This is a genomic window from Streptomyces sp. NBC_00885 (assembly GCF_045207475.1).
Lineage (GTDB): Bacteria > Actinomycetota > Actinomycetes > Streptomycetales > Streptomycetaceae > Streptomyces.
The window spans coordinates 7,766,759-7,791,057 of sequence record NZ_CP108796.1 but is presented as its reverse complement, the minus strand read 5'-3'; the positions used below and the strand labels follow the sequence as shown (position 1 = coordinate 7,791,057).

The following is a 24,299-nucleotide window of genomic DNA, read 5'->3' as shown; positions in this document are numbered from 1 at the left end:
CCGTACGGTCGCACCGGGGGCGGGCCCCGGTGGAGGGGCGGTTCGGCCCCTGTCGGGGACCTTTGGCCCCCCTCGGGTGCCCGGCCAGCCCATGGGGCCCGGGAGTCCCGCGGCAGGAGGCTGGAGCTGAAGCAGCCCCGAGGGAAGACACTGCGATGACAGACACCCAGCGGCAGGTGCACGCACTGCTCACGGACCCCAGCCATTGCCGGCCGGAGCATCGGTCGCCATCGTGACCAATGCCGGAGGTGCGGGCGTCTGGCCGCCGACGCCTGCCTTGAGGGCCTCGTGGTTCGCGGCCAGCGCGTCGGCGGTGCGCGGCCATACCCGCTTCGCGGGCGGCTTGTTCGGACTCGGCGGTACGGCCACCGAGCTGCTTGCCGACGATGCGGCCAGGCTCGCCCCGCTCACCGACCAGGACGTACACGACCTGATCACAGCGCCGCGCTGTGCCCCGCTGCTCTTCGGCTTCCGGGGCGGCGGCCCGGTCGTTTTCGAAGTGCTCGAACAGCCGCTGCGGCGGCTGTCGCGCATGGCCTCGGATCTGCCCCAGCCGGCGGAAGCCGACCTCAACCCTGTCGTGGCACGCCTGACCGCATCACGCCCCCGGACGACCGGATCCGGCTCGTTCCGCGCCGCACTCCGGACCCATATCTGCGCCGACTGCGCGCCGAGCAGGAAGGACTGCTATGAAACACACCAAGGTCAACAGCATCATGGTGACCGATGTGATCCGGGCCGAGTACGACACCTCCTTCAAGGACGTCGCACGACTGCTGGGTGCACACCGCATCAGCGGACTGCCCGTGGTGGACGAGGACAAGAAGGTCATCGGGGTCGTCTCCGAGACCGATCTGATGCTTCGGCAGGCTGCCGAGCCCGAGCTCGGCGCACCCGGTCGCCAGCGCCTGTTGTCCCGGTTCAGCCGCTCGGCCCGAAGCGCCTTGGTCAAGGCACGGGCCAGGACCGCGGGGAGACTGATGTCCTCTCCGGCCGTGACGATCCGCGCCGACCAGTCCATCGCGACCGCAGCCCGGACGATGGCGAAGCACCGCGTCGAACGGCTCCCCGTCGTCGACGAAGAGGACCGTCTGGTCGGCATCGTCACCCGGCGCAACGTACTGAAGGTCTTCCTACGCCCGGACGAGGACATACGCCGGGAGATCATAAAATCAGTGATCGTGGATGCCATGTGGCTCGCGCCGCAGACCGTCACGGTCAGTGTCGACGACGGGGTGGTCACGCTCGAAGGTCAGGTCGAGCGGCTGAGTGAGAAGCCAATAGCGCTCCAGATGACGCGCCAGGTCGACGGAGTGGTCGCGGTCGTCGACAAGCTCAAGTACCGGCTGGACGACTCCCATCTGCAGCCGACAGAGCAGGCACTGCACGGTCTCGGCGAAGAGTGGCTGCGCACGCTCTGAGCCTGGGATCCGAGAGGAGAATCAGCCATGACAGCGAACGTCCTGGTCGCATACGCCACGAAGAACCAGTCCACCGCCGAGATCGCCCGCACGATCGCCGAAACCCTCGACGAGCAGGGCGTTCCTGCCGTGGCCCGTCCCGTCGGCGAAGTGCTCGACGTCGGCGATTACGACGCCGTGGTGCTCGGCAGCGCCCTGTACGCGGGCCGCTGGCTCAGGCCGGCGCGCGGCTTCGCCCGGCGCCATCGACGCGCGCTCACCGGACGCCCGGTGTGGCTGTTCAGCAGCGGCCCGCTGGACGCGTCCGCGCACGAACGCGACATCCCCGCGGTGCGCGGTGCCGTTCGCGTCGCCGAGCGGCTCGACGCCCGCGGACACGTCACCTTCGGCGGGCGGCTCGACGAAGGCGCGACGGGAAGGATCGCGAGAATGCTGCTCCGGCAGGGCCGCGGCGGGGACTTCTGCAACGAGGAGCAGATCAGGTCCTGGGCCCGCGACATCGCTAAGGAGCTCAACGCCGAAGGGGCCCTCTGAAGAAAACCGGCCCGCGCATCGTGAGCGACGTGCTCCGTGACGGGCGGCCGACGGGTCGACGGGCGCGCCGGCCGGGTCCTGACGACGCCTCCTCGCCGGCTCTCAGTCGCCCTGCCGCTCATCCCCGCCGCCCGAGGGCCCGTACAGGTCGAGCAGCCGACCGCGGGCAGACTGCAGCCGGTGCGCGATCACCTCGGCGACGCGGTGCGTGAGGATCCGGTCGAACTCCGGATCCTCGTCGCACAGGGTTCGTACGCTCACGGCGTCGAATTCCATGGCCCGGACCGGTGTGGCCGCCCGGGCGCCCAGATGCCAGTTGCGCGGCGGGAAGAGCCAGGACCAGCCCAGCAGATCTCCCGGGCCGAGGTGCTCGACGACGGCAGCGCGCCGACCCGGCACATGCAGGTCGAGATCGACGGTCCCGGTGCGGATGATCCAGAAGTGGTCGGCGCGGCCGCCTTCCTCGAAGATGCGCGCACCGGCCGGGAACTCCTTCTCCTCGGCAAGTTCCATCAGCCGGCCCCGGCCTTCCGGTGGCAGGACGTTCAGCAGCGTGGACATCGTGGTCATTGCCGTCTCCGTCCCTCGGGGCCGCGTCAGAGGCCTGGGGTGGTCGTCTTCAACCTTGCACCCAGCTTGCGCGGGCGGCGAGGCAACCCGGCAGGGCCCGGATGCCCCGCGCTGGGGCCGGACGGCCCCTGTGCGCCGCGCACCACGCGGAAGACGCTGGTCGGGGCGGGATCAGGCGCACCACTGGAGGAGAGGAACACCATGAAAGCGCTCGTTTTCCATGGCCCGGGCCAGGCCTCATGGGACAAGGTGGCGGATCCGGGCATCCAGGAGCCGACGGACATCGTCGTCCGGGTCGACACCACGACGATCTGCGGTACGGATCTGCACATCCTCAAGGGCGATGTACCCGAGGTGACCCCCGGCACGGTCCTCGGACACGAGGCCGTCGGCGAGGTCGTCGAGGCGGGCAGTGACGTCCGCACGGTCCGCCCCGGGGACCGGGTGCTCGTCTCCTGCATCTCCCCCTGCGGCCGCTGCCGCTACTGCCGCGAGCAGATGTACGGGCAGTGCCGCGGCAACGGCGGATGGGTGCTGGGCCACCTGATCGACGGCACCCAGGCCGAGTACGTACGTGTCCCCTTCGCCGACTTCTCCGTCCACCCGCTCCCGGCGGCGGTGCACAGCAGCGACGCCGTACTGCTGTCCGACATCTTCCCCACCGCGTACGAGGTGGGGGTACTCAACGGAGGTGTGCTGCCGGGCGACACCGTCGTGGTCGTTGGGGCGGGGCCGATCGGACTCGCGACCATCGCGACGGCGCGGCTGTTCTCCCCCGGCAGGATCATCGCCGTGGATCTGGCCACGTCCCGGCTGGACGCCGCCCGTGAACTCGGTGCGGATGCCGTCGTCAACGCGGCGGAAGGGCCGGAGTCGCTGGTCTCGGACCTGACCGAGGGGCTGGGGGCGGATGTGGCCGTCGAGGCCGTCGGTGTCCCCGAGACCTTCGAACTCTGCACCCGCGTGGTGCGGCCAGGAGGCCGCGTGGCGAATGTGGGCGTGCACGGGAAGCCCGCGACGCTTCACCTGGAAGAGCTCTGGATCAAGAACGTGACCATCAGGACGGGTCTCGTGGACACGTACTCCACACCGGTGCTGCTGGGCATGCTGGCGGCCGGCCGGCTGCCGGCGTCCGCTCTCGTGACCCACCGCTTCGAGCTCGCACAGATCGAGGAGGCGTACGACGTCTTCTCCAACGCGGCCGACACGGGCGCGCTGAAGGTCGTCCTCGGTGGCCCGGAACACAAGGACGTGGAGCCCGTCGGCTGACCCGCGACGCGAAGGCGCCATGGACCCGAAGGCCATGGACAAGCGGATCAGCCGCCCTCCCGGGGTGGCTTGTCCGCTGTCCCCCCGCTCTCACCGCCGGGGAACCACTGGACATCGACGACGCCCGCCACGGCCCTGATCAGCCGAGTCGCGAGCGGAAACAGCCGAGTGTCGGTCAGGCTGCCGCTGAGGCTGACGACTCCGTTGTCGAACGGCGCGCTCCGGTCGACGGCTATTTCCGGGGGCCGACGGGCCCCACCTGCACGGCTGCCCGCCACCAGTGCCTCGGCATGACTGGGGCGCCCGGCGCGCGCAAGCTGGAATCAGCCCTTGACCTACGAGGGCACGTGGAGGAAGGAGCTGACAGCCATGACGACGACTCCGGCGGCGTACGACCCGGTGAGAGTGGATGCGGTGCTCGAGGCACCGCTGTCACGCTGGCTCTGGCTGGTGAAGTGGCTGATGCTGATCCCGCACTACATCGTGTTGTTCTTCCTCTGGGTAGCCGTCTTCCTGGTCAGCGTGGTCGCTTTCTTCGCCATTCTGATCACGGAGCGCTATCCCCGGCCGCTGTTCGACTTCACCCTCGGAGTGCTGCGCTGGACGTGGCGGGTCTCGTACTACGGTTACGGAGCGCTGGCCACCGACCGCTACCCGCCCTTCAGCCTCGGCGAGGAGCCCGGCTATCCGGCCCGACTGGACATCGCCTATCCGGAGCGGCTGTCTCGTGGCCTCGTCCTGGTGAAATGGTGGCTGCTCGCCATTCCGCAGTACATCGTGATCGGCTTCTTCGCGGGCGGCTTCCACGCCGGCTGGTGGGACGGGGGGCTCATCGCCGTGCTGGCCGTCATCGCCGGTGTCATTCTCGCCTTCACCGAGAAGTACCCGAGGGACATCTTCGACCTCGTCATGGGTCTCAACCGGTGGGTTCTGCGGGTCGCAGCGTACGCGGTCCTGATGACCGACGCGTACCCGCCCTTCAGGCTGGACATGGGCGGTACCGACCCGGCGCCCCTGCGCTGAGCGTGCGCGGGCACCACCGTTGCCACTGCCCGCAGCGCTGCGATCACGCGCTCACACGCGCTGCGGTACGACGGCCACGGGGCATGCGGCGTGATGGAGTGCGGCGTGGGCCAGTCGGCCGAGCTGGAGGCCGAAGTGCCCCTGCCTGCGCTGGGCTCCGACGATCAGAAGGTCCGCGGCGGCCGACCGTTCCAGCAGCACCTTGCGGGCCGGGCCCTCCAGCGTGGTCCGGCGCACGAGGACATCCGGGTGATCCTCCACAGCTTTGCCCAGCGCCTCGTCGAGTGCGGTGGCAGCCCGCATCTCGTGGAACTTGGCCGCGTCGCCGGTGAGCAGCGGGTGATCGGTCGTCTCGTGTGCGGGGCAGCGCCATGCGCGTACGGCGTCGAGGGTGCAGCGCCGTGCTTGCGCCTCGCGGAAGGCGAAGTCCAGCGCGCTGGTACCGCGGGCGGCCTCGTCGACGCCCAGCAGGATCCGCCGATGGCTGCCCGACAGGGCAGCGTCGTCGCCGCGTACGACGATCACCGGGCAATCGGCACGCGAGGCGACCGCCAGACTCACCGAGCCGAGCAACAGACCTGCGAGGCCCCCGCGACCACGTGATCCGGTGACGACCGCGAAGGCGTTGTGCCCCTTCGTCAGCAACGCGGTCACCGCCTCGTCGGGCACCACCTCGGTGGACACCTTCACACCCGGGTCGCGGCGATGGGCGCGCTCCGCGGCGGTACCGACGATGTTGTCCGCGAGCACCCGCTCGGCGGGGCGGTCAACGCTGTGCGACGGCCTCTCCCCTTCGTAGCGCTCCCAAAGCGACGCGTAAACCAGCCGCAGGGGAACCCCATGGCGAGCAGCCTCTTCCACCGCCCAGTCCACAGCCCCGAGGCTGGACTCCGAACCGTCCACACCTACGACAAGGGGCAGCTCCATCGTCTCCACCACCTTTCATCCGGCTGATCGGAGGCGTTGCTGTTGTCACCGTCCCACCGTGCGCGGGGCAGTGAGGAGGGGCGTTTCGGCCCCCGTCCGGGACGTTCGGCCCTACGCCGCCCCTCGCCGTCCTTCGCGCGAGCCCCTCGTCCCTCAGTCGTGCGGCACCACGGCGACAGGGCATCGGGCCTGGTGCATCACAGCCTGGGCGACCGGGCCCGTGTGCGCCCCGATCGAGCCCTGGCGTGTCCTGCGGCCCACGACCAGCAGTCCTGCTCCTTCCGCAGCGTGTACGAGCTGCTGCGCAGGCCGGCCGTTCTCCACCGACTCGCTCACCTCCACCGCGGGGAACCGCTCCCGCCACGGCTTCAGCGCCGTGGCCAGCGCCTGCTCGGCGTCCGCCTGCGACTGGGACCGGGCCCTGCCGTCCATAGGACCGGGGGCGTACCCGTAGGCATGGGGGAAGTACCAGTAGTGAACCGCACGCAGCGGCGCTGTGCGGCGCGCGGCGCTCTCGAACGCGAACCTGATCACAGCGTCGCACGACTGCCCGGCGTCCACCGCCAGAACCACTTCGCGGCAGGGCGTGCGCGTGGACGCTCTCGCGGCACCGTCCGGCAGATGCTCGTCCTCGGCGCTCTCACCCGACCGGACGAGGACCACCGGACATTCCGCACGGGCCACGGTGGCCAGCGCCACCGAACCGGCCAGGAAGCCACTGACACGGCCGAACCCCTGGCTGCCCAGTACCAGCAGCTCCGCCTCCGCCCCCGCCGACAGCAGTGCGGCGACGGCCGGCTGTGCTATCCGATCAGCGGTGATGTGCAACTGCGGGTAGCTCTCGTCGAGTTCGTCCATCGCGCTGTGCAGCAGCCGCTTCGCCCACTCCAGCGGTGTCCGGAGTTCCGGCAGGGTCGCGTCGTCGTTGCCCAGCCCCTCCCAGGCATGCAACAGGCGCAGCGGCAGGCCACGGCGCAGCGCTTCCCTGGCCGCCCAGTGCGCTGCGGCGACACTCTCGCGCGAGCCGTCAAGACCGGCGACCACGGGGCGAACCACGGCCGACACCTCCTCCGGGTGTTTCCCGAATCCGCAGGCGCTTCTCCGCCCGGCGACGCTGCACATACATGACAAATACGCCGACGGCGGTGCTCAGCGCGGCAGGCACTGCCCTCGTGGTCGGCCTGGGTGGGACGGGAGGCCTGCTGGTCTGCGGTGTCAGGGTCGTTCCCACGTCTCTCGCCCTCTTCCTCGATCGGCCTTCCCGCATCCACTCAACATCCGGCCGGACTCCGCGCACAGTGCCGAGCTGCCCCACTTCGGGAACCAACCGGCCCATGCGCGCGGCCACATCCGGGCAGAGGCTGAACGCAGAAGCCGGAAGAGGGAAGAGGCGCCGCTGAGCGACGCAGCCTCGTGGATCACCGATGGGATGTGTTGAGCATGTCGCACTCCGACCCGTCTCACGGGCCGGCGGATCCACGTCAGGGAGACCCACGTTCCTCCCTCGGGGGAACAGCCCGAGGCTTCCACGTCCTGAGGCAGCTGGAGGGTTCCATGCTTCGACCCGTCACCGTGGGCCTGGACGGTTCGCGGGAGAGTCTCGCCGCCGCCGAATGGGCAGCCAGGGAGGCCGTACTTCGCGGCCTGCCCTTGCACCTCGTACACGTCTGGGAGTGGCTGCCCGATGCCCCACCGGCCATCGCCGAGCCAGTCGCTCAGCAGAACTGGGCAGCGGGTGCGCTGCGCGAGGCCGGAGTCACGATGGAGCGCCGCCACCCGGGGCTGCTCGTCTCGGCGCAGCAGGTGTCGGGCAGCGCGGTCAAAGAGCTGCTGCAAGCCGCGGCGGACTCCGAGATACTCGTCCTGGGATCGCGGAATCTCGGCCGCGTCGCCGGTTTTCTGACAGGTTCGGTTTCCCTCGCCGTCCTGGCCCACACGACCCGGCCGGTGATCCTGGTGAGGCCCGGCGAGCTGCCCGACGACAGCAACATGACGGATGCCGACGCCGCCTCGGCCACCTGGCGGCCGCGCCCGGCCGTGGTGCTCGGGCTGGATCTACGACAGCCGAGCGACGCGGTCATCGAGTTCGCCTTCGACTGCGCAAAACGCCGCCAGGCACCTCTGCGCGTCATCCACACCTGGAACTTCCCGCCGCTCTACGGATTCGCTGCATCGCCGCAGCCCGAAATGGATCGGGAACTGGAGGCCGCCGAGAGGCGTGCACTGACTGCCGCGCTGAGCCCGTGGCGAGACAGATTCCCCGACGTGGCAGTCGAAGAGAAGGTACTGACCGGCACCGCGGCACGGCATCTGCTCCATGCCGCGTCACAAGCGGATCTGGTGGTCGTCGGCCGTCGCACGGCCGAGGCAGCCCTCGGGCCGCACATTGGCCATGTCACTCACGCCGTGATCCACCACGCCGCCTGCCCGGTCGCCGTTGTCCCGCACGAGTGAGGAACGTCCGCGCGTCACTCCGTGGTCAGCGTGGTTCCGCTGCCGTGCGACGCGTAAAGATCGAGCAGGCGGATCCGCGTGGCCTGCAGCCGATGGGCCACCACCTCGAACACACGGCGGTCAGCACCAGTCCGATAGTGGGCTCCGCGTTGCAGAGGGTCCGCACAGCCGCCGCGTCGAACTCATCGGCCCGGACCGGACTGAATGCCTCGGCACCCGGACGCCAGGTGTAGGGCGGCACCAGCCAGATCCAGCCCAGCAGATCTCCGTGCCTCAGCGTCTCGACGACCGCCGCGCGCCGCCCGTGTGCCTGCAGGTCGAGGTTGACCGCACCCGTACGGATGATCCAGAATCGGTCGGCCCGGCCGCCTTCTTCAAAGATCCGTCCACCTGCCGGGAAGGACACCTCAAGGGAAAGCGCCACCAGGCGGTCACGTTCGTCCCTCGGAAGCACATTGAGCAGTGTCGTGGTGGTCATGGCGGTCCTCCCAAGTGCGCGCCGCCGGCGGGCGCCTTGCCGGACGACAGTTGCTTCACGTCGTCCTCAGGATGCGCGCCCTGCCCGGCGGCGGGGCAGGGCATCGACGAGGACGACTACCCGGAGCTCACCGCAGTTGCCGACACCACGGCGTTCCTGGTGGCACGAGCGGCCTATAGGGAGTGTCAGCGGTGCACGGTCAGCGGCACGGCGTCGATGACGACCGGGTGACCGTCCTCCAGAGAGTTGTAGTACGCGGTCAGCAGGCCCGCGCCCGAGCGTGTCACCGTGTAGGGGAACGTGACGTCGAACGACCCTCGCGTGCCGCTGCCCGAAGTAGCAACGACGTACACGTGGGCCGCGGTGCGCCCGGCGGCGTCGGTGAGCTTCAGGCAGAACGTGGCCTCGAAGGTGTTCGCGGTGCCCCACACCCGGACCGGGTTGTGGGCAGTGCCGCCGATCAGTGGTGATTCCACCAGGATCTCGGGTGCCAGGTCTTCGAAGTCGGCTCGCCCCACCGGGTGGTTGAGGACGGTGCCCTCGCCGCCGAAAGACGTCACCGCCTTGCCGTCGAGTTCGAACTGGACTTTCTCGATGCTCGGGAAGCGGGTGGCGGTGAACACGACCTGTGCGAGCCGTGCCCGCATCGACGGGGTCCCGCCGCCGTCGTCGAAACGCCCGGAGAGGTCAACCGTCGCGACGTGGTGGTGCAGTGTGACGGAGTGCAGCGTCGTGCCAACGGGGACGGCCGTGGTGCGGCCGTGTCTCCGCTCGTAGCGGTTGGGCCCGGCGAGCAGGGCACGAAGGGCCCCGTCCGCGGTGGTGGGTGCCGACACGGAACGCGGAGCCGGAGATACCCGCCCTCCGTGCAGAAAGTACGCGGCCGCAGGTACCTGCCTCCCTCCGCCGCCGGGAGGGGTCGGCGGAGCCGGTGCGGGTCCCGTCCCGGGGGTGGTCGGCGCCTGGGGGCTGTTGCCGCCCGGGGAGGTGTCTCCGGAAGAGCCGGTGCCGCCTGCGCCACCGCTTCCACCCCCTGGATTCTCAGTGCCGGTACGGGAGTTGTCGGCGGGGGGCTCCCCCGATCGGTCGCTGCCGCACGCGGACGTCGCGAGCGGAAGGGCCAGCACGGCGGCCACAGCCGCCGGACGTAACGATCGGAGTCCTGCAGGTTTCCTGGGGATATCAGGAGTCCTGGGGAAATCGGTGCTCATAGCAGCCTCCTTAGGCGCCTCCAGCGAACACTGTCGGCGACCGGCGCCCAAGTGCCTTACGGCCCGGGCCGGATGGACTGGACGGCACTCCTTCGAGGGCCGGTCGGGCCGCGACGGTGACGGCTCCTTGCCCGCGGGCCGACCTACCGCGCAAGGGGACTGCCGGCCCCTCCACACCGCCGCGCCCCCGCGAGACGCTGGTGGCACTTGATCGAGGTGACGACATGAACCTTCTGGTGGGATACGCCACCGCACACGGATCCACCCGTGAGATCGCGGAACGCCTGGGTGCACGGCTCGGCGAGACCGGGCTGAAGGCCGATGTGCGATCCATGGCCGACGTCGAAGACGCGGACGCGTACGAGGCATTCGTGCTCGGCAGCGCGGTCCACGGTCAGGCCTGGCTGGCCCCGGCGAAGGACTTCCTGCGCCGCAACGGCGAACTGCTCGGCGCGCGTCCTGTGTGGATCTTCAGCGTGGGTATGCCGGGCGCGCTGCGCGGGCCCTGCAAACGCATGGCGGACGAGGAGAAGCCCGCGATCACCCGGGATCTGCCGGGCAGCATCCCGTACCAGGGTCACCGGCTCCTGTCGGGTGTCATCACGCGCGACCAGCTGCCGTTCACGGGGCGTGTGGCATTCAGGCTGATGGGATGCAGGTACGACGACTTCCGGGACTGGCCGGCCGTCGATGCCTGGGCGGCGGAGATCGCGCGGGAGCTGTCCTGCGGATGAGCATGCGAGTTCCTTGCACGGGAACGGCAGAGAGCTACGAGCCATTACTGGGGGTGTACGTCATGCTGCGTCGGTGGTTGTCGGGGTGGACGGATTTGCCGAGAGCTTCGCAGCGGCGTGGCCGTCGTCCCGCACGGTTGAAGGCCCCATGGGCGCAGGCCGGTCGGCATCCCGCACAGGGCCGGTCGGCACTCGCGAGGTCCCCCGGCCCGGCGTGACACTGGAGAAGAGGCAGAGGGCAACAACTCCGGAGGGAGGGCGAAATGAACGGCATGATGGAGCGGCTGCCGAACTGGCCGCCGCAGTTGCCGGACCTGTTCGGCTGGGTCGAGGGCGGCATTCCCGGACTGCACTCGACACCTGGACTGCATGGCATTCGCATCGAGGAGTCCCTGGACGACGGGACGTACACCTTGCGTGCCGAACTCCCGGGTATCGACCCCGCCAACGACGTCGAGATAACCGTCACGGAAGGCGTCCTGACACTGCGTGCCGAGCGCAGCACGCAAACCACTGAGAAGCATCGCTCCGAGTTCCGCTACGGCACCTTCACCCGCTCGGTCCGGCTGCCGGCCGGTGCCGGTGGCGAAGACGCCACGGCGGACTACAAGGACGGTGTGCTGACCATCAAGGTCCCGGTGCCCGAGACGAAGGCGGGCACCCGGACCATCCCGGTGCGGCATGCCTGAGCGCACATCCGCCAGGAGCCGCACACACCTGCGCGTCCGGAGCGAGGCCGGGCGCGCAGGCGCTTGGTCAGGCCCGGTTTCCGGCTGAAACCGGGACCATTCGGCCCCTGCGCAGTACGGGGTGCCACCTCACACTGGAGGCATCGGGCACGTATCGGACCTGGGAGGTTCTGATGAACGCCGACCCGACCATGGATACGGCCACCGCGCCCCTGCTGCTCGACCAAGCGCTGCCGGACTTCCGGTTCACCCGCCTGGAGTGCGTGATGATCGCGGCCCCACCCTCCGCGGTGTACGAAGCAACGCGCGAGCTGGACCTGCTCACCATTCACTCACCGCTGTTCGACGCGGTCATGTGGGCGCGCGGGGTGCCGGACCGGCTTCGCAGCCGCCCCCTGCCGGCGCCGCCGACGATGCGGGTGGCCGATCTCTTCGACGTCGCTGGCAAGCGTGACCAGGACCAGCCCTGGGTGGCGCTCGGCGAGACCCCACGAAGGGAACTCGTCTTCGGAGCCGTCGGCAAGGTATGGAAACCCGCCATCGAATGGCGCCGGATCGAGCCGGAGGCGTTCACCGCCTTCGACGAACCCGGCTGGGCGAAGATGGCCGCCGCCTTCACCGTTCATCCGTACGGCACGCGGCGCTCCCTGCTGGTCTACGAGGCCCGCACCGCCTGCACCGACCCGGCGTCCACGGCCCGTTTCGGCCGCTACTGGACGCTCGTCTCACCTGGCGTCGGCATCGTCCTGCGGGCCGCGCTGCGGTCGGTCAGGACGACCGTGGAGCACAGGGACAGGCCCGGGCCCGTCCGGGTGGAAAGCACCGAAAGGGATGAGACGTGATGCGTGTCGTCATTGTGTACGAGAGCTTGTTCGGCAATACGCGACAGGTGGCCGAGGCGATTGGCGAGGGCGTACGGGAGTCGCGTCCGGACGCCGAGATCAACTGTCTGCGCGTGGCCGAGGCGGTCCCCGAGCGCGTCGGTCCGGCCGACCTGCTCGTCGTGGGAGGCCCCACGCATATGCGGGGCATGACCTCGGGCCTGTCCCGGAAGATGGGGCTGAAGGCCGAGAAGAACGAGAAGAAGGAGGGCGAGAAGAAAGCGGACGCCCAGGAGACCCGGCACGAGCCTGAGGAGGGCGCGGAGGGGCCCGGTCTTCGTGACTGGTTCCACGCACTGCCCAAGACCGGCAAAGGTCCTCACGCCGCCGCCTTCGACACCCGCGCGGACTTCCGTATGGCGGGCGGTGCCGCCCCCGCCATCGCTCGCAGGCTGAAGGGCCACGGCTACCAACTCGCCGCGGAACCCGAGGGTTTCATCATCGAGGACGCCGAGGGCCCGCTGCGCGAGGGGGAGCTCGACCGGGCGAGGGCCTGGGGCGCTGCGCTGGACTGAGGCAACCCGTGCCGCAGTCCGTGCCTCACGGCCGCCTTCCGTCGATACTGGGCCGGGTCGGCAGGCAGCCGCTCCACTCACCAGGAGGTACCCGTGAGGATGCTCATCAATGTGCCGGAGACCGTCGTCGCCGACGCCCTCCGCGGTATGGCGGCGGCACACCCGGAGTTGTCCGTCGATGTGGAGAACCGGGTGATCGTGCGGCGTGACGCTCCCGTCGCCGGGAAGGTCGGGCTGGTCTCCGGGGGCGGTTCGGGGCACGAGCCGCTGCACGGCGGCTTCGTCGGGCCCGGGATGCTCGCCGCGGCATGCCCGGGAGAGGTCTTCACCAGTCCGGTGCCCGATCAGATGGTGCGGGCGGCCGCCGCCGTCGACAGCGGCGAGGGGGTGCTGTTCATCGTCAAGAACTACACGGGCGACGTCCTCAACTTCGACATGGCCGCCGAGCTCGCCGAGGACGAGGGTGTACGCCTCGCAAAGGTGCTGGTGAACGACGATGTGGCGGTGACCGACAGCCTCTACACGGCAGGCCGGCGCGGCACCGGCGCCACCCTGTTCGTCGAGAAGATCGCCGGTGCGGCCGCCGAGGAGGGCGCGCCGCTGGAGCGGGTCGAGTCGATCGCGCGGCAGGTCAATGAGAACTCCCGCAGCTTCGGCGTCGCGCTCAGCGCCGTCACCACCCCGGCGAAGGGCAGCCCGACCTTCGATCTCCCGCCGGGCGAGCTGGAGTTGGGCATCGGTATCCACGGCGAGCCCGGCCGCGAACGGCGCCCGATGATGACCTCGCGCGAGATCGCGGACTTCGCCGTGAACGCGGTGCTGGAGGATCTGCGGCCCGCTTCTCCGGTGATCGTGCTCGTCAACGGCATGGGCGCCACTCCGCTGCTGGAGCTGTACGGATTCAACGCCGAGGTGCAGCGGGTGCTGAGCGAGCGCCGGGTGCCCGTCGTCCGTACCCTCGTCGGGAACTATGTGACGTCGCTCGACATGGCCGGCTGTTCAGTGACGCTCTGTCAGGTCGACGAGGAGCTGCTGCGGTTGTGGGACGCGCCGGTGGAGACGGCCGCCCTGCGCTGGGGGCGCTGAACCAGCTGAACCAATTGTCCCCGTACGACTCACCCCAGGGAGTTCATGTGCTCGACGCCGACTTCTTCCGCCGCTGGATGACGGCAGCCGCGGCCCGCGTTGACGGTGAGGCGGACCGGCTCACCGAGCTGGATTCGGCGATCGGCGACGCCGACCACGGCACCAACATGCAGCGCGGGTTCACGGCGGTGATCGCGGTCCTGGAGAAGGAGGCACCGCAGACGCCCGGGGCCGTACTGACCCTGGCGGGGCGGCAGTTGATCTCGACGGTGGGCGGGGCTTCGGGTCCGCTGTACGGGACGCTGCTGCGGCGGACGGGCAAGGCGCTCGGCGACGACGCCGAGGTGACGCCCGGGCAGCTGGCCGATGCCCTGCGCACGGGAGTGGCGGCGGTCGCGCAGCTCGGCGGGGCCAAGGCCGGGGACAAGACGATGCTGGATGCGCTGGAGCCTGCGGTCGAGGCGCTCGGCGACAGCACTGATTCGTTCGCGGCAGCACGCGACGCGGCAGAGGCGGGCGCGCTCGCGACCGTGCCGCTGCAGGCGCGCAAGGGCAGGGCCAGCTATCTGGGCGAGCGCAGCATCGGGCACCAGGACCCGGGTGCGACCTCATCGGCTCTGCTGATCGCGGCGCTTACGGAAACTGCGGAGGTCGCGGGATGAGCGAGGGCAAGCCCGTCGGGATCGTCCTGGTCTCGCACAGCAAGGAGGTGGCGGCTGCCGTCGCCGAACTGGCCAAGGGGCTAGCGGGCGGCGGCCCGACCGCCCCCGTCGCCCCGGCGGGCGGTACGCCCGACGGCGGCCTCGGCACCAGCTCGGAGCTGATCTCGGCGGCCGCGGCCTCGGTGGACGGGGGCGCGGGGGTGGCCGTACTCGTCGATCTGGGCAGTGCCGTACTGACGGTGAAGGCACTCCTGGCCGAGGGCGACGAACTCCCGGACGGGACACGGCTGGTGGACGCACCCTTCCTGGAGGGCGCGGTGGCCGCGGTGGTGACGGCGTCGGCGGGCGGGGATCTCGACGCGGTCGAGGCCGCGGCCTCGGAGGCGTACGACTACCGCAAGGTGTGAGCCCGGGACGGCGAAGGGCGGCAGGCCGCCGGGGACTCCGGCGGGGTGCGCTTCCGAACGGGTGACGCCGTCACCCCGGTGGCCCCGGCCGTCACGGCGCAGGAGTGGGTTCGACCGGGGCGCCCGGGCATGCCGCGTGACCTGGCACGACCGTCATGGGGGCGGCGCCCGACGGGGGTGACACGCCGCTTCCGTATGCCCCGCGCCACATGCGCCACCCCCCTCGGCCCTCCTAGCGTCAGACCCAACGAGGGGCATTTATCCCATTTCGCCGAACCTTCCGCCATGGCTCCTCGGGAACTTGGAGAACTGACCATGCGTGCGATACGTGTCGCCTCCCTCGCCCTGATCGGCACCGCCGCGCTGGCTCTCGGCGCCCCGGTCGCCCTCGCCGACGACGGGAGCAGCATCACCTCGTTCGGCTCCACCCTCCCGCCCACGGCCACCGAACAGGGCGACACCGGGACCCTCAGCACCACCGGGTGCGAGGCCGGTTACGACGTCACCCCGGACTGCCTGGGCGGGACGGGCACCGCACCCCTCACCGCCGCCGACGGGTCGGACCTGCCCACCGGGCCGACTCAGTTCACGCAACCCACGGATGCGACCGAAGCGAACGATGCGGCCGAAACGACCGGCAAGGCTGAGCCCGCCAAGCCCATGGAGCCCGTCGAACCCGTCGAACCCGTCAAGCCTGCCAAGTCCTTCAGGCCCGTCAAGCCCGGCGGAGGCGTGAAGGGCGGCACCGGCGGCAGCTTCGCCGATCTGAGCCCCACACAGATCGGCGTCGGCTCCGCGCTCATCGCGGGCGCGCTCGCCGGCGGCGGTGTCCTGATGCTGCGCCGCCCCACCGGGAACGGCAGCTGACCCAAGGGAAGGCCCATGCCCACGTCCAGCAGACGCGGCACCTGGTTCACGCTCGCCTGTGTCCTGCTGCTCGGGCTGTTTCTCGTACGCAACGGAGCAGGCGGGGCGAGCGGCGGCCCGCCCCAGCCCGGCGCCGCCGCGGCGCACAAGAGCGTGGACGACCCTCTGCCGACGGCGCCCGGACCGCTCCCCCACTCCCCGCCCCGCCGGATCGCCGTACCGTCGCTCCGGGTCGACGCCCCGCTGACCGAGGTCGGGCTCGACGCCGACGGCTGGGTCGACGCGCCGCCCCTGGAGAACAGCAATCTCGCCGGCTGGTACCGGGGCGCGGTCAGCCCCGGCGAACGGGGCACGTCCGTCGTCGTGGGCCATGTCGACAACCCTGCAGGCCCGGCGGTCTTCTACTCGCTCGGCTCGCTCCAGCGGGGCAGCCGCATCGAGATCCTGCGCGGCGACGGGCGCACGGCGGTGTTCGCCGTCTACGCCGTCCAGGTGTTCGCCAAGAAGAGCTTCCCCGCAGAGCGGATCTACCGGGACACTCCTCGGCCGGAGCTGCGGGTCATCACCTGCGGCGGCGGGTACACGAAGGAGACCGGTTACGACGGGAACGTCGTGGCGTCCGCCCGGCTGACCGAGGTGCGCTGAGGTCCTGCCGAGGTCTCCGCGACAACCGAGCGAGGAGGGCGAGGGGTATGTCGGTGCCCGCCCGGCGTGCCCCGCCGCGCCGCTGCCCTGTCGGTCCGGGCCGGCAGACTGGAGCCATGTCCGCTCCCCGTCGCCGCTGCCCCGTGTGCCGCCGTGAAATCGCCGTCGTCGCCGGGCGGTTCGCCCGCCATGACCCTGCGGGCGCGCGGACGGCGGCCGAGCTCGTCTCCTGTCCCGGGTCCCGACGTCAGGCGCCGCTCGCTCCGGCGCTGCAGCCGGATCTCGACGGCGTCGTCGTGCCGGACTTCCCGGGCCAGCTGCCCCTGTTCTGATTCGCTCTGAACCGCGCCGCTACGTCGCGCTGCGCTCGCTCGCCATCCGCAGGTCGCTCTCACTCTCGCCCGCGCGCCCCGCCCGCAGCAGTTCGCGCCAGCGCTCCGTACTCCAGTCGGCCGGCCGGGTCGTCTCGACGAAGTCCTCGACCAGAGCCAGAAAGCGCGTCGGGTCGACGTGATGGGGAAAGTGGCCTGCGCCCTCGAAGATCTCCAGCCGGCTTCCGGGCATCGCCGCGTGCGCACCGTACGCATGCTCCACCGGCACCACGCTGTCGCGTGATCCCCACAGCAGCATGGTCGGCATCCCCTCGGTCAGATAGCAGCGGTCGAGCATGGTCACGACCTGGCCCCGCCAGTCGACGACGGCCCGCAGCGTGCGAATGAACGCACTGCGCGAGGTGGCGTCCGGCAGCGCGTCCACCAGGTTGAGCAGCTCGGGGGCGTCCTGTCCGAGGTCGGTGTCCAGCCGCCTGATCAACCCGGTGAAAAGGCCGGTGACCGTGCGCATCCCCGGCAGCGAGAGCATCGACAGCAGCAGGTCGGCGCCCGGCAGGGAGACGGCCCGCAGGACGGGGTTGACCAGGCGGCCCACCCCGCCCGCGCCGACCAGGACCAGCCGCTCGGTGCGTTCGGGAAACTGGTAGGCGAACTGCATGGCGACCCCGCCGCCGAACGAGTGGCCGACGAGGGTGGCCGAGTCGATGCCCAGCACGCCGAGCAGATCGCGCATGCCGTTCGCGTAGGCAGCCACCGAATAGTCGGCGCGCGGCTTTTCGGAGGCCCCGTGGCCGAGGAGATCGGGTGCGATGACGGTATATCTGCGTGCCAGTCCCGGCATGAGGTCCACCCAGGTGGCCGAGGAGTCCCCTATGCCGTGGATGAGGAGGAGCGCCGGTCCCTCTCCGGCGATCCGGTACGCGCGGCGGTAGCCGTGCACCACATGGTGGCGCAGCTGTACGTCGTCCTCACTGACGGAGCGCAGCCTGCTCCGGTCCGGTGTGTGCGGTCCGAGGCCGGTGACCACCCGCTCACCTCCCATGGCGTCCTGATCCGAGCGTAGAGGCGCTCTCGCACCGGGGATTTCCGTCAGGTTTCACCCGGGGTACTTCTGCCGCGCGCGACAGAAGCCTCGCCGACCAGGTAGATTGGTCTACACCACTTGCGCCTTCAGAGACAGGGATCTTCGTGGAAGTTGTCATCGTTCCGGACTCCGGCGCCGCAGGCGAGCTCATTGCCGAAGCCATGGCCGACCTGCTGCGACGCAAGCCCGACGCTCTTCTGGGCGTCGCCACGGGATCAACTCCGCTGCCCATCTACGAAGCCCTCGCGGCCAAGGTGCGCGCCTCGGAGGTGGACGCCTCCCGGGCCAGGATCTGCCAGCTCGACGAGTACGTCGGGCTGCCGTCCGGACACCCCGAGTCCTACCGTTCGGTCGTCCTGCGCGAGGTGGTCGAACCCCTCGGCCTGACCGAAGCCTCCTTCATGGGCCCCGACGGCACCGCCGAGGACGTCGCGGCAGCATGCCTCGCCTATGACCGCGCCCTCGCCGAGGCCGGCGGCGTCGACCTCCAACTGCTGGGCATAGGCACCGACGGACACATCGGCTTCAACGAGCCCTGCTCGTCCCTCGCCTCCCGCACCCGGATCAAGACGCTGACCGAGCAGACCCGGCAGGACAACGCCCGGTTCTTCAACGGCCTCGACGAGGTCCCCCACCATGTGATCACCCAGGGCATCGGCACCATCCTGGAAGCCCGCCATCTGGTCCTGCTGGCCACCGGCGAGTCGAAGGCCGACGCCGTGGCGCTGGCCGTCGAAGGCCCGCTCGCCGCGCTGGTGCCCGCATCGGCGCTGCAGCTCCACCCGCACGCCACGGTCGTCGTGGACGAGGCCGCGGCCTCCAGCCTCAAGCTCGCCGACTATTTCCGCGCCACCTATGCCGCCAAGCCCGACTGGCAGGGCATCTAGGGCCTGTCGTTCGGCTCCCGCGCCTCCCGGCCGGAAGGGGAATGTTCCAGTCGAGACATAATTTACGCCTCAACAGCTCGACATCGCCCATGAGTTGATACGGTGCGCTGGCTCAGCACTTTTGACGCGCGTTCAGACGGCGCGCAACCATGCCGCCCCCTGACCCCGCGCGGGCGGTCGGTGCTTCACAAGGGCGCGGGGGATACCCATGAACGACGACATCGATGTGGTCAGAGCGAGCCTGGAGCGGGTCAGACGACGGGCCTCCCACGTGGTCCGCTACTTCTACGCGCATCTCTTCAGCCAACATCCGGAGCTGCGCCCGCTGTTTCCGGCCGTGATGGACGATCAGTACGAGCGTCTGTTCACGGCCTTGGTGCATGTCGTGGACCATCTCGACCACCCCGGCCTGACGGCCCATCTCGAGCGGCTCGGCCGGGATCACCGCAAGTTCGGGATAGTGGACGACGACTACGCGGCGGTGGGCGAGAGTCTCGTCGCCGCCGTCCGGTACCACAGCACGTATTTCTGGGACGACCGGACCGAAGCTGCCTGGAACCGGGTCTACACGGGCGCCGCCGAGGCCATGACGGGCGGCGCCCGTCTGTCTCTCGCCGCGGGCGAGCCCGCCTCGTGGGAGGCGACCGTCATCTCGCACCGGCTGCACGCCGGGCACACGGCTGTCATCCGTGCCGCCCCGTCGGCCCACTACCCGTGGCTCCCGGGCCAGTACGCCACGATCGAGCATCCCGATCTGCCGGGCGTGTGGCGGCCCTACTCCCTGGCGGGCCACCCCGATCGCGACGGTGCGCTCGAATTCCATGTCGGCCGGGTCGACGAAGGCCAGTTGAGCACTGTGCTGTGCGACCGCACCGAGCCGGGCCAGGTACTCCGGCTCGGCGGCGCCTCGGGCTCCGCGCTGGCCCCGCCGCCCGGCACCCCGGCCGTCACGCTGATCGCCGCCGGTACGGGCTGGGCCCCGGTCAAGTCGGTCCTGGCGGAGTTACTCGTCCGCAAACCCTCGCCCCGTATCCGTGTCGACGTCGTGGCGCGCGGCGAGGCCGACTTCTACGACGCCGACGCACTGGTCGACCTGCTGCGTGCCCACCCCTGTCTCAGCGCCTACTGGTGGTACCAGGAGCGCGACGAGGGCAGTACGCGGGCCGCCGAACGACTGCAGAGCAATCTGAGCGGGCGCCGGGAGTGGCCTGGCGAGACCGTCTATCTCTGCGGTCCGGTGATGTTCGTCCAGGAGACGGCCGCGCTGCTGCACGAGTCCGGCCTGCCCTCAGAATCGCTCATTCGTGACCCGCTGCCCACCTCGGTTCAGCGGCGCGGACATGTCTCCCACTCGGAACAGTTCCTCGACCCCCGTCCCGTCACCTGGATCGATCCCGAAGCCCGCACCCGGCCGCTCTGTCTCCCGGCGCCCCGTGAGGCGCCGCGGCCTGAGCCCGGGTCGGACGACGGCGGCTGGTTCGAACCGATCAGGAAGCCCGTCAGAGCGCCGGGGTATTCCGCGGCTCCCAGGTGACCTTCCATCTCCCCGAGGCGGGGCCAGTTGCAAGAATTGCCGCCTGCCGCCGGCCGGGCACCCGGAAATCGGGGCTGTAGCCGAGTGCGGGGTTTCGGGAGCGCGGACTGAGAGCGCTTTCCCTCGACTGCCGAAAGGTGTCCCGACTTTCGATCACCCACAAACGGGTGTATCACGGAACGTAGCGGCGCATCTGCGAATCCCGCGTGGCTGATCGGCGAAAGGCCACACCATGCAAAGACCTCCCGGCGGGCCTCCCGACTCACTGCCGACGCAGACATCCGCGGTGGGCGAGAAAGGGCTCAAGCGCGGCGCCCTGGGCCTTGTCTCGTCCGTGGCCATCGGCCTCGCCTCGACGGCCCCCGCGTACAGCCTGGCCGCCACGCTCGGCTTCATCGTTCTGGCCGTCGGGCTCCAGTCCCCGGTCGTGGTGATCCTGGGATTCGTCCCGATGCTCTTCATCGCCTACGCCTACAAGTCCATGAACGCCGTGGACCCCGACTGCGGCACCACCTTCACCTGGTCCGCCCGGGCGTTTGGACCGCGCACGGGCTGGATGGGCGGCTGGGGCATCATCATCGCCGACATCATCGTGATGGCGAATCTGGCGCAGATCGCCGGCCAGTACGGATTCCAGCTGGTCGGAGCAGACGGCGTGGCCGAAAGCCGCTGGTGGACGATGTTCGCGGGTGTGATCTGGATCGCCGTGATGACGTTCATCTGCTACGTCGGCATCGAGATCTCCGCATTCCTTCAGAAGTGGCTGCTCAGCATCGAGCTCGTACTCCTCGCCATCCTCTCCATCACGGCGCTGGTGAAGGTGTACGGCGACAACCCGCACGCGGAATCGCTGCATGTGGACGCCTCCTGGTTCAACCCCTTCGAGATCGACTCCGCCAGCGCCCTGACGCAGGGCGTCCTGCTGGCCGTCTTCATCTACTGGGGCTGGGACACGGCCGTCTCCGTCAACGAGGAGACCGCCGACCGCGAGCGCACCCCCGGCCGCGCCGCCGTCATCTCCACCATCATGCTGCTCGGCATCTACCTGCTGGTGACCACATCGGCGCAGGCCTTCGCCGGTATCGGCGAGAAGGGCATCGGCCTGGCCAACCCCGACAACTCCGGGGACGTGCTGGGCAGTTTCGGCGACGATGTGTTCGGCACGGAAGGATTCGGCGGGTTCCTGTCGAAACTGCTGGTCCTGATGGTGCTCACATCGGCCGCGGCCTCCACGCAGACGACGATTCTCCCCACCGCCCGCACCAGCTTCTCGATGGCGACGCACAAGGCACTGCCCGCGGTGTTCGCGCGTGTCCACCCGCGCTTCCTGACCCCGACCTGGTCGACGGTCGCCATGGGCCTGGCGTCGATCGCCTTCTACGCAGGCCTCACGGCCATCAGCGGCAATGTCCTGGAGGACTCGATCGCCTCGGTCGGCCTCGGCATCGCGTTCTACTACGGACTGACCGGCTTCGCCTGCGTCTGGTACTTCCGCAAGGTCCTCACCCGCAGCGCCGCCGACTTCTGGCTGAAGGGCGTTCTGCCGCTCCTCGGCGCCCTGATGCTGCTGTACTTCTTCTGCTACGCGGCCTTCAGCGTCTACGCCGACCCCGAGTACGGCACCACCGTCATCGACCTGCCATGGCTCGGCGACACCGGCGGGGTCTCCGTCATCGGCATCGGCGCCCTGGTCATCGGCGCCATCCTGATGCTCATTCAGCAGGCAGTGCAGGGCTCCTGGTTCCGCAACCCCGACGTGCCCGTCAGTGACGCCTCCAAGTACCCCACCCAGTAAGCCCCATTTGGCCCGCAAAGGGACACAAGGCGGCGCGCCGCGACCAGTTGCATTCGGCTTGTTTCCCACCCCTGATCCAATTTTCCTGTGAAGTGATCGTGAATTCCTCTTCATATTCGGCCAGCGATATCCCTCCGACCACGTCAAATCACCCCTCACCGACCCATCAGGCGATGATCGCCCGATGACTGAATCGGCCCCTTGACCCGCCCTCCAGGTGCAAACCAGACTTCCTAGAGGCACTCATGCATCAGGAGCCACAAGCACAGGCACATGCCGACGGCCCTGCGAGACCGATATCGCACGGGGTGTGTGACGGGGGAATGCAGTGAAGAGCGCGTATGCATGCTCGACGCATACGTGCGGCTTCTTCACCTCCCCTCCTCATCTCCTGTTGCGCGCGAAGGGAATGGAGGGGGAATGCCGACGCACATGGGCTATCCCGGCGTATACATCGAAGAACTTCCCAGCAGCATCCGTACCATCGCCTCCGTCACCACCTCGGTGACCGCGTTCGTGGGGCACACCCGCCGGGGTCCGCTCAATCAACCCGTGCGGATCACCAGCTTCGCCGACTTCGAGCGCCGCTTCGGCGGACTCACCTCGCAGAGCGCCGTCAGCTACGCGGTGCACCAGTTCTTCGGGAACGGCGGCACGGTCGCGGTGATCGTCCGTGTGGCCAAGGCCGGCACCGGTGAGGAAGCCTGCGTCACGCTCAACTCCACCGAGGGGCACAGCGAGTGCCCGGTGCTCGAGGTGCACGCCAAGGAGCCCGGCGTATGGGGCTCGGGCCTGCGGGTGGCCGTCGACCACGACACCCCCACCCCGGACAAGACCTTCAATCTGCACATCCTCGACGCACGCGGCGGTGCCCGCGAGTCCTTCACCGGACTGTCGATGCACAGCGGTCACGGCCGCTTCGTGGAGACGGTCGTGGGCGCCGGTTCCTCGCTGGTCCGGGTGAAGGCGCTGGACGAGGACCGGCCCGACCCCTCCGGCACGGTCTCCAAGCCGTTCGCTGCCGAACTGCCCGATCTGAACGTCGAGTTGAAGGTCAAGATCGGCGACGTGGAGCGCGAGTTCACGCTCTACGAGCCCGACCACGACGGCGAGCCGCCGGCCAGTGTCACCGAGCTCGCACTGCTCCTGGAGCGCAAGCTGCGCGCGCTGCCCGACGCCCCCGGCAAGCACTCCTTCGCTGGAGCCGAGGTCACCGCCTTCGGCCGGCGCCTCCAGGTCGTCGCCGGGTCCGTCGACCCCGACGACGTGGTCCGCTTCGTCGGCGAGTGCGCCAACGACCTCGGTCTCGAAGCCTCGGTCAACCCGCCGGTCTTCCCGCTGAAGGGCGGCAAGGACGGCGACCCGCCCGGGCCGCGCGACCTCATCGGCAGCGAGGCGCGCAAGACCGGCGTCCAGGCGCTGCGCGACGTGGACGACGTCAACCTGCTGGCTCTGCCCGAGCTTTCGGCGTACGAGTCCACCGACGACATGGTCACGGTGCTCTCGGCGGCCGAGCAGCTGTGCCGGGAGCGGCGGATCTTCCTGCTCGTCGACTCGCCGTCCACCTGGGGCAGCGTGGACGCGGCCCGGGCCGGAATCGGCGCGTTCGATCCCGTACGCAGCAATCATGCCGCGCTCTACTTCCCGCATCTTCAGCTCAACGACCCGCTGACCGGGCGGCTTCGGTCCTTCCCGCCCTCGGGAGCCATCGCGGGTGTCATCGCGAGGACCGACGGCGAGCGCGGCGTGTGGAAGGCGCCGGCCGGTACCGAGGCGCGCCTCGCCGGTGTGCGGTCCCTTTCGGTCAAGCTCACCGACCGGGAGAACGGTCTGCTCAATCCGCTGGGCATCAACTGCCTGCGCACCTTCCCCGTGGTGGGCCCGCTGGTGTGGGGCGCGCGCACGCTGGAGGGCGCCGACGCGCTCGACAGCGAGTGGAAGTACGTGCCCGTGCGCCGTCTCGCGCTGCATGTCGAGGAGAGCCTCCACCGCGGTCTGCAGTGGGTCGTGTTCGAGCCGAACAACGAGCAGCTGTGGCAGCAGATCCGGCTCAAGGCATCGGCGTATCTCAACGACCTGTTCCGGCAGGGCGCGTTCAAGGGCGGCACGCCGCGCGAGGCGTACTTCGTCAAGTGCGACAAGGACACCACCACCGACGCCGACATCGACGCCGGAGTGGTCAATGTCGTGATCGGCATCGCACCGGTCAAGCCCGCGGAGTTCGTGATCGTCAAGATCCAGCAGATGGCCGGGCAGTTCGACCTCTCGTAACCCAAGGAAAAGGAACACGAAGG

General features: G+C 69.7%; 25 protein-coding genes and 2 pseudogenes. 20 read left to right on the top strand and 7 right to left on the bottom strand.

The genetic code is table 11. The features are described 5' to 3' along the window. Window positions 1-189: 189 nt before the first annotated feature. The gene (locus tag OHA61_RS35550) at window positions 190-411 is read right to left on the bottom strand and encodes a hypothetical protein (protein WP_406307638.1); all 222 of its coding nucleotides are present in this window, start codon (window positions 409-411) and stop codon (window positions 190-192) included. Between OHA61_RS35550 and OHA61_RS35545 the strand changes: the two are divergent. From OHA61_RS35545 to OHA61_RS35535, 3 genes and pseudogenes are all read left to right on the top strand, one after another. After that, window positions 311-693, top strand: a pseudogene (locus tag OHA61_RS35545) (acetate--CoA ligase family protein); the annotation flags it as partial. The gene OHA61_RS35550 and the pseudogene OHA61_RS35545 sit on opposite strands and share 101 nt — an antisense overlap. Then, complete coding sequence (locus OHA61_RS35540) at window positions 690-1,421, top strand: CBS domain-containing protein (RefSeq protein WP_406306484.1); 732 nt, start codon at window positions 690-692, stop codon at window positions 1,419-1,421. The pseudogene OHA61_RS35545 and the gene OHA61_RS35540, both read left to right, overlap by 4 nt. A gap of 27 nt (window positions 1,422-1,448) precedes the next feature. Continuing rightward, the gene (locus OHA61_RS35535) at window positions 1,449-1,955 is read left to right on the top strand and encodes a flavodoxin domain-containing protein (RefSeq protein WP_406306483.1); all 507 of its coding nucleotides are present in this window, start codon (window positions 1,449-1,451) and stop codon (window positions 1,953-1,955) included. Window positions 1,956-2,057: 102 nt separating this feature from the next. On the opposite strand, the gene OHA61_RS35530 is transcribed toward OHA61_RS35535, so the two are convergent. After that, window positions 2,058-2,525, bottom strand: coding sequence for a cyclic nucleotide-binding domain-containing protein (locus OHA61_RS35530; protein WP_406306482.1), 468 nt, complete (start codon window positions 2,523-2,525; stop codon window positions 2,058-2,060). 201 nt (window positions 2,526-2,726) lie between these two features. On the opposite strand from OHA61_RS35530, the gene OHA61_RS35525 reads away from it, so the two are divergent. Further along, window positions 2,727-3,794 (top strand): zinc-dependent alcohol dehydrogenase family protein, encoded by a 1,068-nt coding sequence (locus OHA61_RS35525; protein ID WP_406306481.1) that lies wholly within the window; start codon window positions 2,727-2,729, stop codon window positions 3,792-3,794. 369 nt (window positions 3,795-4,163) lie between these two features. Next, a complete protein-coding gene (locus OHA61_RS35520) occupies window positions 4,164-4,817 on the top strand; it encodes a DUF4389 domain-containing protein (protein WP_406306480.1) in 654 nt (217 codons plus the stop codon). 51 nt (window positions 4,818-4,868) lie between these two features. Here OHA61_RS35520 and OHA61_RS35515 read toward each other — a convergent pair whose 3' ends face one another. Together OHA61_RS35515 and OHA61_RS35510 are read right to left on the bottom strand one after the other, a co-directional pair. Beyond that, window positions 4,869-5,744 (bottom strand): universal stress protein, encoded by an 876-nt coding sequence (locus OHA61_RS35515; protein WP_406306479.1) that lies wholly within the window; start codon window positions 5,742-5,744, stop codon window positions 4,869-4,871. Window positions 5,745-5,897: 153 nt separating this feature from the next. Beyond that, the gene (locus OHA61_RS35510) at window positions 5,898-6,800 is read right to left on the bottom strand and encodes a universal stress protein (protein WP_406306478.1); all 903 of its coding nucleotides are present in this window, start codon (window positions 6,798-6,800) and stop codon (window positions 5,898-5,900) included. Window positions 6,801-7,298: 498 nt separating this feature from the next. Between OHA61_RS35510 and OHA61_RS35505 the strand changes: the two genes are divergently transcribed. Next, the gene (locus OHA61_RS35505) at window positions 7,299-8,198 is read left to right on the top strand and encodes a universal stress protein (protein WP_406306477.1); all 900 of its coding nucleotides are present in this window, start codon (window positions 7,299-7,301) and stop codon (window positions 8,196-8,198) included. 14 nt (window positions 8,199-8,212) lie between these two features. Here the strand turns inward: OHA61_RS35505 and OHA61_RS35500 are convergent. Further along, a pseudogene (locus OHA61_RS35500) lies at window positions 8,213-8,676 on the bottom strand (cyclic nucleotide-binding domain-containing protein). 185 nt (window positions 8,677-8,861) lie between these two features. After that, complete coding sequence (locus OHA61_RS35495; protein WP_406306476.1) at window positions 8,862-9,887, bottom strand: GerMN domain-containing protein; 1,026 nt, start codon at window positions 9,885-9,887, stop codon at window positions 8,862-8,864. A 224-nt stretch (window positions 9,888-10,111) separates the two neighbouring features. Here OHA61_RS35495 and OHA61_RS35490 point away from each other — a divergent pair, with 224 nt between their 5' ends. From OHA61_RS35490 to OHA61_RS35445, 10 genes are all read left to right on the top strand, one after another. Then, window positions 10,112-10,621: a flavodoxin domain-containing protein gene (locus OHA61_RS35490; protein ID WP_406306475.1), complete on the top strand. Its 510-nt coding sequence runs from the start codon at window positions 10,112-10,114 to the stop codon at window positions 10,619-10,621. Window positions 10,622-10,884: 263 nt separating this feature from the next. Further along, a complete protein-coding gene (locus tag OHA61_RS35485; protein ID WP_406306474.1) occupies window positions 10,885-11,310 on the top strand; it encodes an Hsp20/alpha crystallin family protein in 426 nt (141 codons plus the stop codon). Between the two features lie 173 nt (window positions 11,311-11,483). Next, window positions 11,484-12,152, top strand: a complete 669-nt coding sequence (locus OHA61_RS35480; protein ID WP_406306473.1) for a hypothetical protein — start codon at window positions 11,484-11,486, stop codon at window positions 12,150-12,152. Next, window positions 12,152-12,706, top strand: a complete 555-nt coding sequence (locus tag OHA61_RS35475; protein ID WP_406306472.1) for a flavodoxin family protein — start codon at window positions 12,152-12,154, stop codon at window positions 12,704-12,706. Before OHA61_RS35480 ends, OHA61_RS35475 begins: the two co-directional genes overlap by 1 nt. 93 nt (window positions 12,707-12,799) lie before the next feature. After that, a complete protein-coding gene (gene dhaK / locus OHA61_RS35470; RefSeq protein WP_406306471.1) occupies window positions 12,800-13,792 on the top strand; it encodes a dihydroxyacetone kinase subunit DhaK in 993 nt (330 codons plus the stop codon). 47 nt (window positions 13,793-13,839) lie between these two features. Beyond that, window positions 13,840-14,454, top strand: a complete 615-nt coding sequence (gene dhaL, locus OHA61_RS35465) for a dihydroxyacetone kinase subunit DhaL (RefSeq protein ID WP_406306470.1) — start codon at window positions 13,840-13,842, stop codon at window positions 14,452-14,454. Then, a complete protein-coding gene (locus OHA61_RS35460; protein WP_324988549.1) occupies window positions 14,451-14,861 on the top strand; it encodes a PTS fructose transporter subunit IIA in 411 nt (136 codons plus the stop codon). Before dhaL ends, OHA61_RS35460 begins: the two co-directional genes overlap by 4 nt. Before the next feature lie 315 nt (window positions 14,862-15,176). Then, entirely contained in the window at window positions 15,177-15,728 is a 552-nt protein-coding gene (locus OHA61_RS35455; protein ID WP_406306469.1) for a hypothetical protein, read from the top strand. 15 nt (window positions 15,729-15,743) lie between these two features. Beyond that, window positions 15,744-16,373 carry a class F sortase gene (locus OHA61_RS35450; RefSeq protein WP_406306468.1) on the top strand — a complete coding sequence of 210 codons (630 nt, stop codon included), beginning with the start codon at window positions 15,744-15,746 and terminating at the stop codon, window positions 16,371-16,373. 116 nt (window positions 16,374-16,489) lie between these two features. Next, window positions 16,490-16,705: a hypothetical protein gene (locus tag OHA61_RS35445; RefSeq protein WP_406306467.1), complete on the top strand. Its 216-nt coding sequence runs from the start codon at window positions 16,490-16,492 to the stop codon at window positions 16,703-16,705. A 19-nt stretch (window positions 16,706-16,724) separates the two neighbouring features. On the opposite strand, the gene OHA61_RS35440 is transcribed toward OHA61_RS35445, so the two are convergent. Further along, a complete protein-coding gene (locus tag OHA61_RS35440) occupies window positions 16,725-17,747 on the bottom strand; it encodes an alpha/beta fold hydrolase (RefSeq protein WP_406306466.1) in 1,023 nt (340 codons plus the stop codon). Window positions 17,748-17,893: 146 nt separating this feature from the next. Between OHA61_RS35440 and nagB the strand changes: the two genes are divergently transcribed. The 4 genes from nagB to OHA61_RS35420 all read left to right on the top strand — a co-directional run bounded on the left by nagB (window position 17,894) and on the right by OHA61_RS35420 (window position 24,276). After that, the gene (gene nagB / locus OHA61_RS35435) at window positions 17,894-18,676 is read left to right on the top strand and encodes a glucosamine-6-phosphate deaminase (RefSeq protein ID WP_406306465.1); all 783 of its coding nucleotides are present in this window, start codon (window positions 17,894-17,896) and stop codon (window positions 18,674-18,676) included. A 208-nt stretch (window positions 18,677-18,884) separates the two neighbouring features. Continuing rightward, complete coding sequence (locus OHA61_RS35430) at window positions 18,885-20,210, top strand: globin domain-containing protein (RefSeq protein WP_406306464.1); 1,326 nt, start codon at window positions 18,885-18,887, stop codon at window positions 20,208-20,210. Between the two features lie 286 nt (window positions 20,211-20,496). Further along, the gene (locus OHA61_RS35425) at window positions 20,497-22,005 is read left to right on the top strand and encodes an APC family permease (RefSeq protein WP_406306463.1); all 1,509 of its coding nucleotides are present in this window, start codon (window positions 20,497-20,499) and stop codon (window positions 22,003-22,005) included. A gap of 420 nt (window positions 22,006-22,425) precedes the next feature. Further along, entirely contained in the window at window positions 22,426-24,276 is a 1,851-nt protein-coding gene (locus tag OHA61_RS35420; RefSeq protein ID WP_406306462.1) for a phage tail sheath family protein, read from the top strand. Window positions 24,277-24,299: the final 23 nt, after the last annotated feature.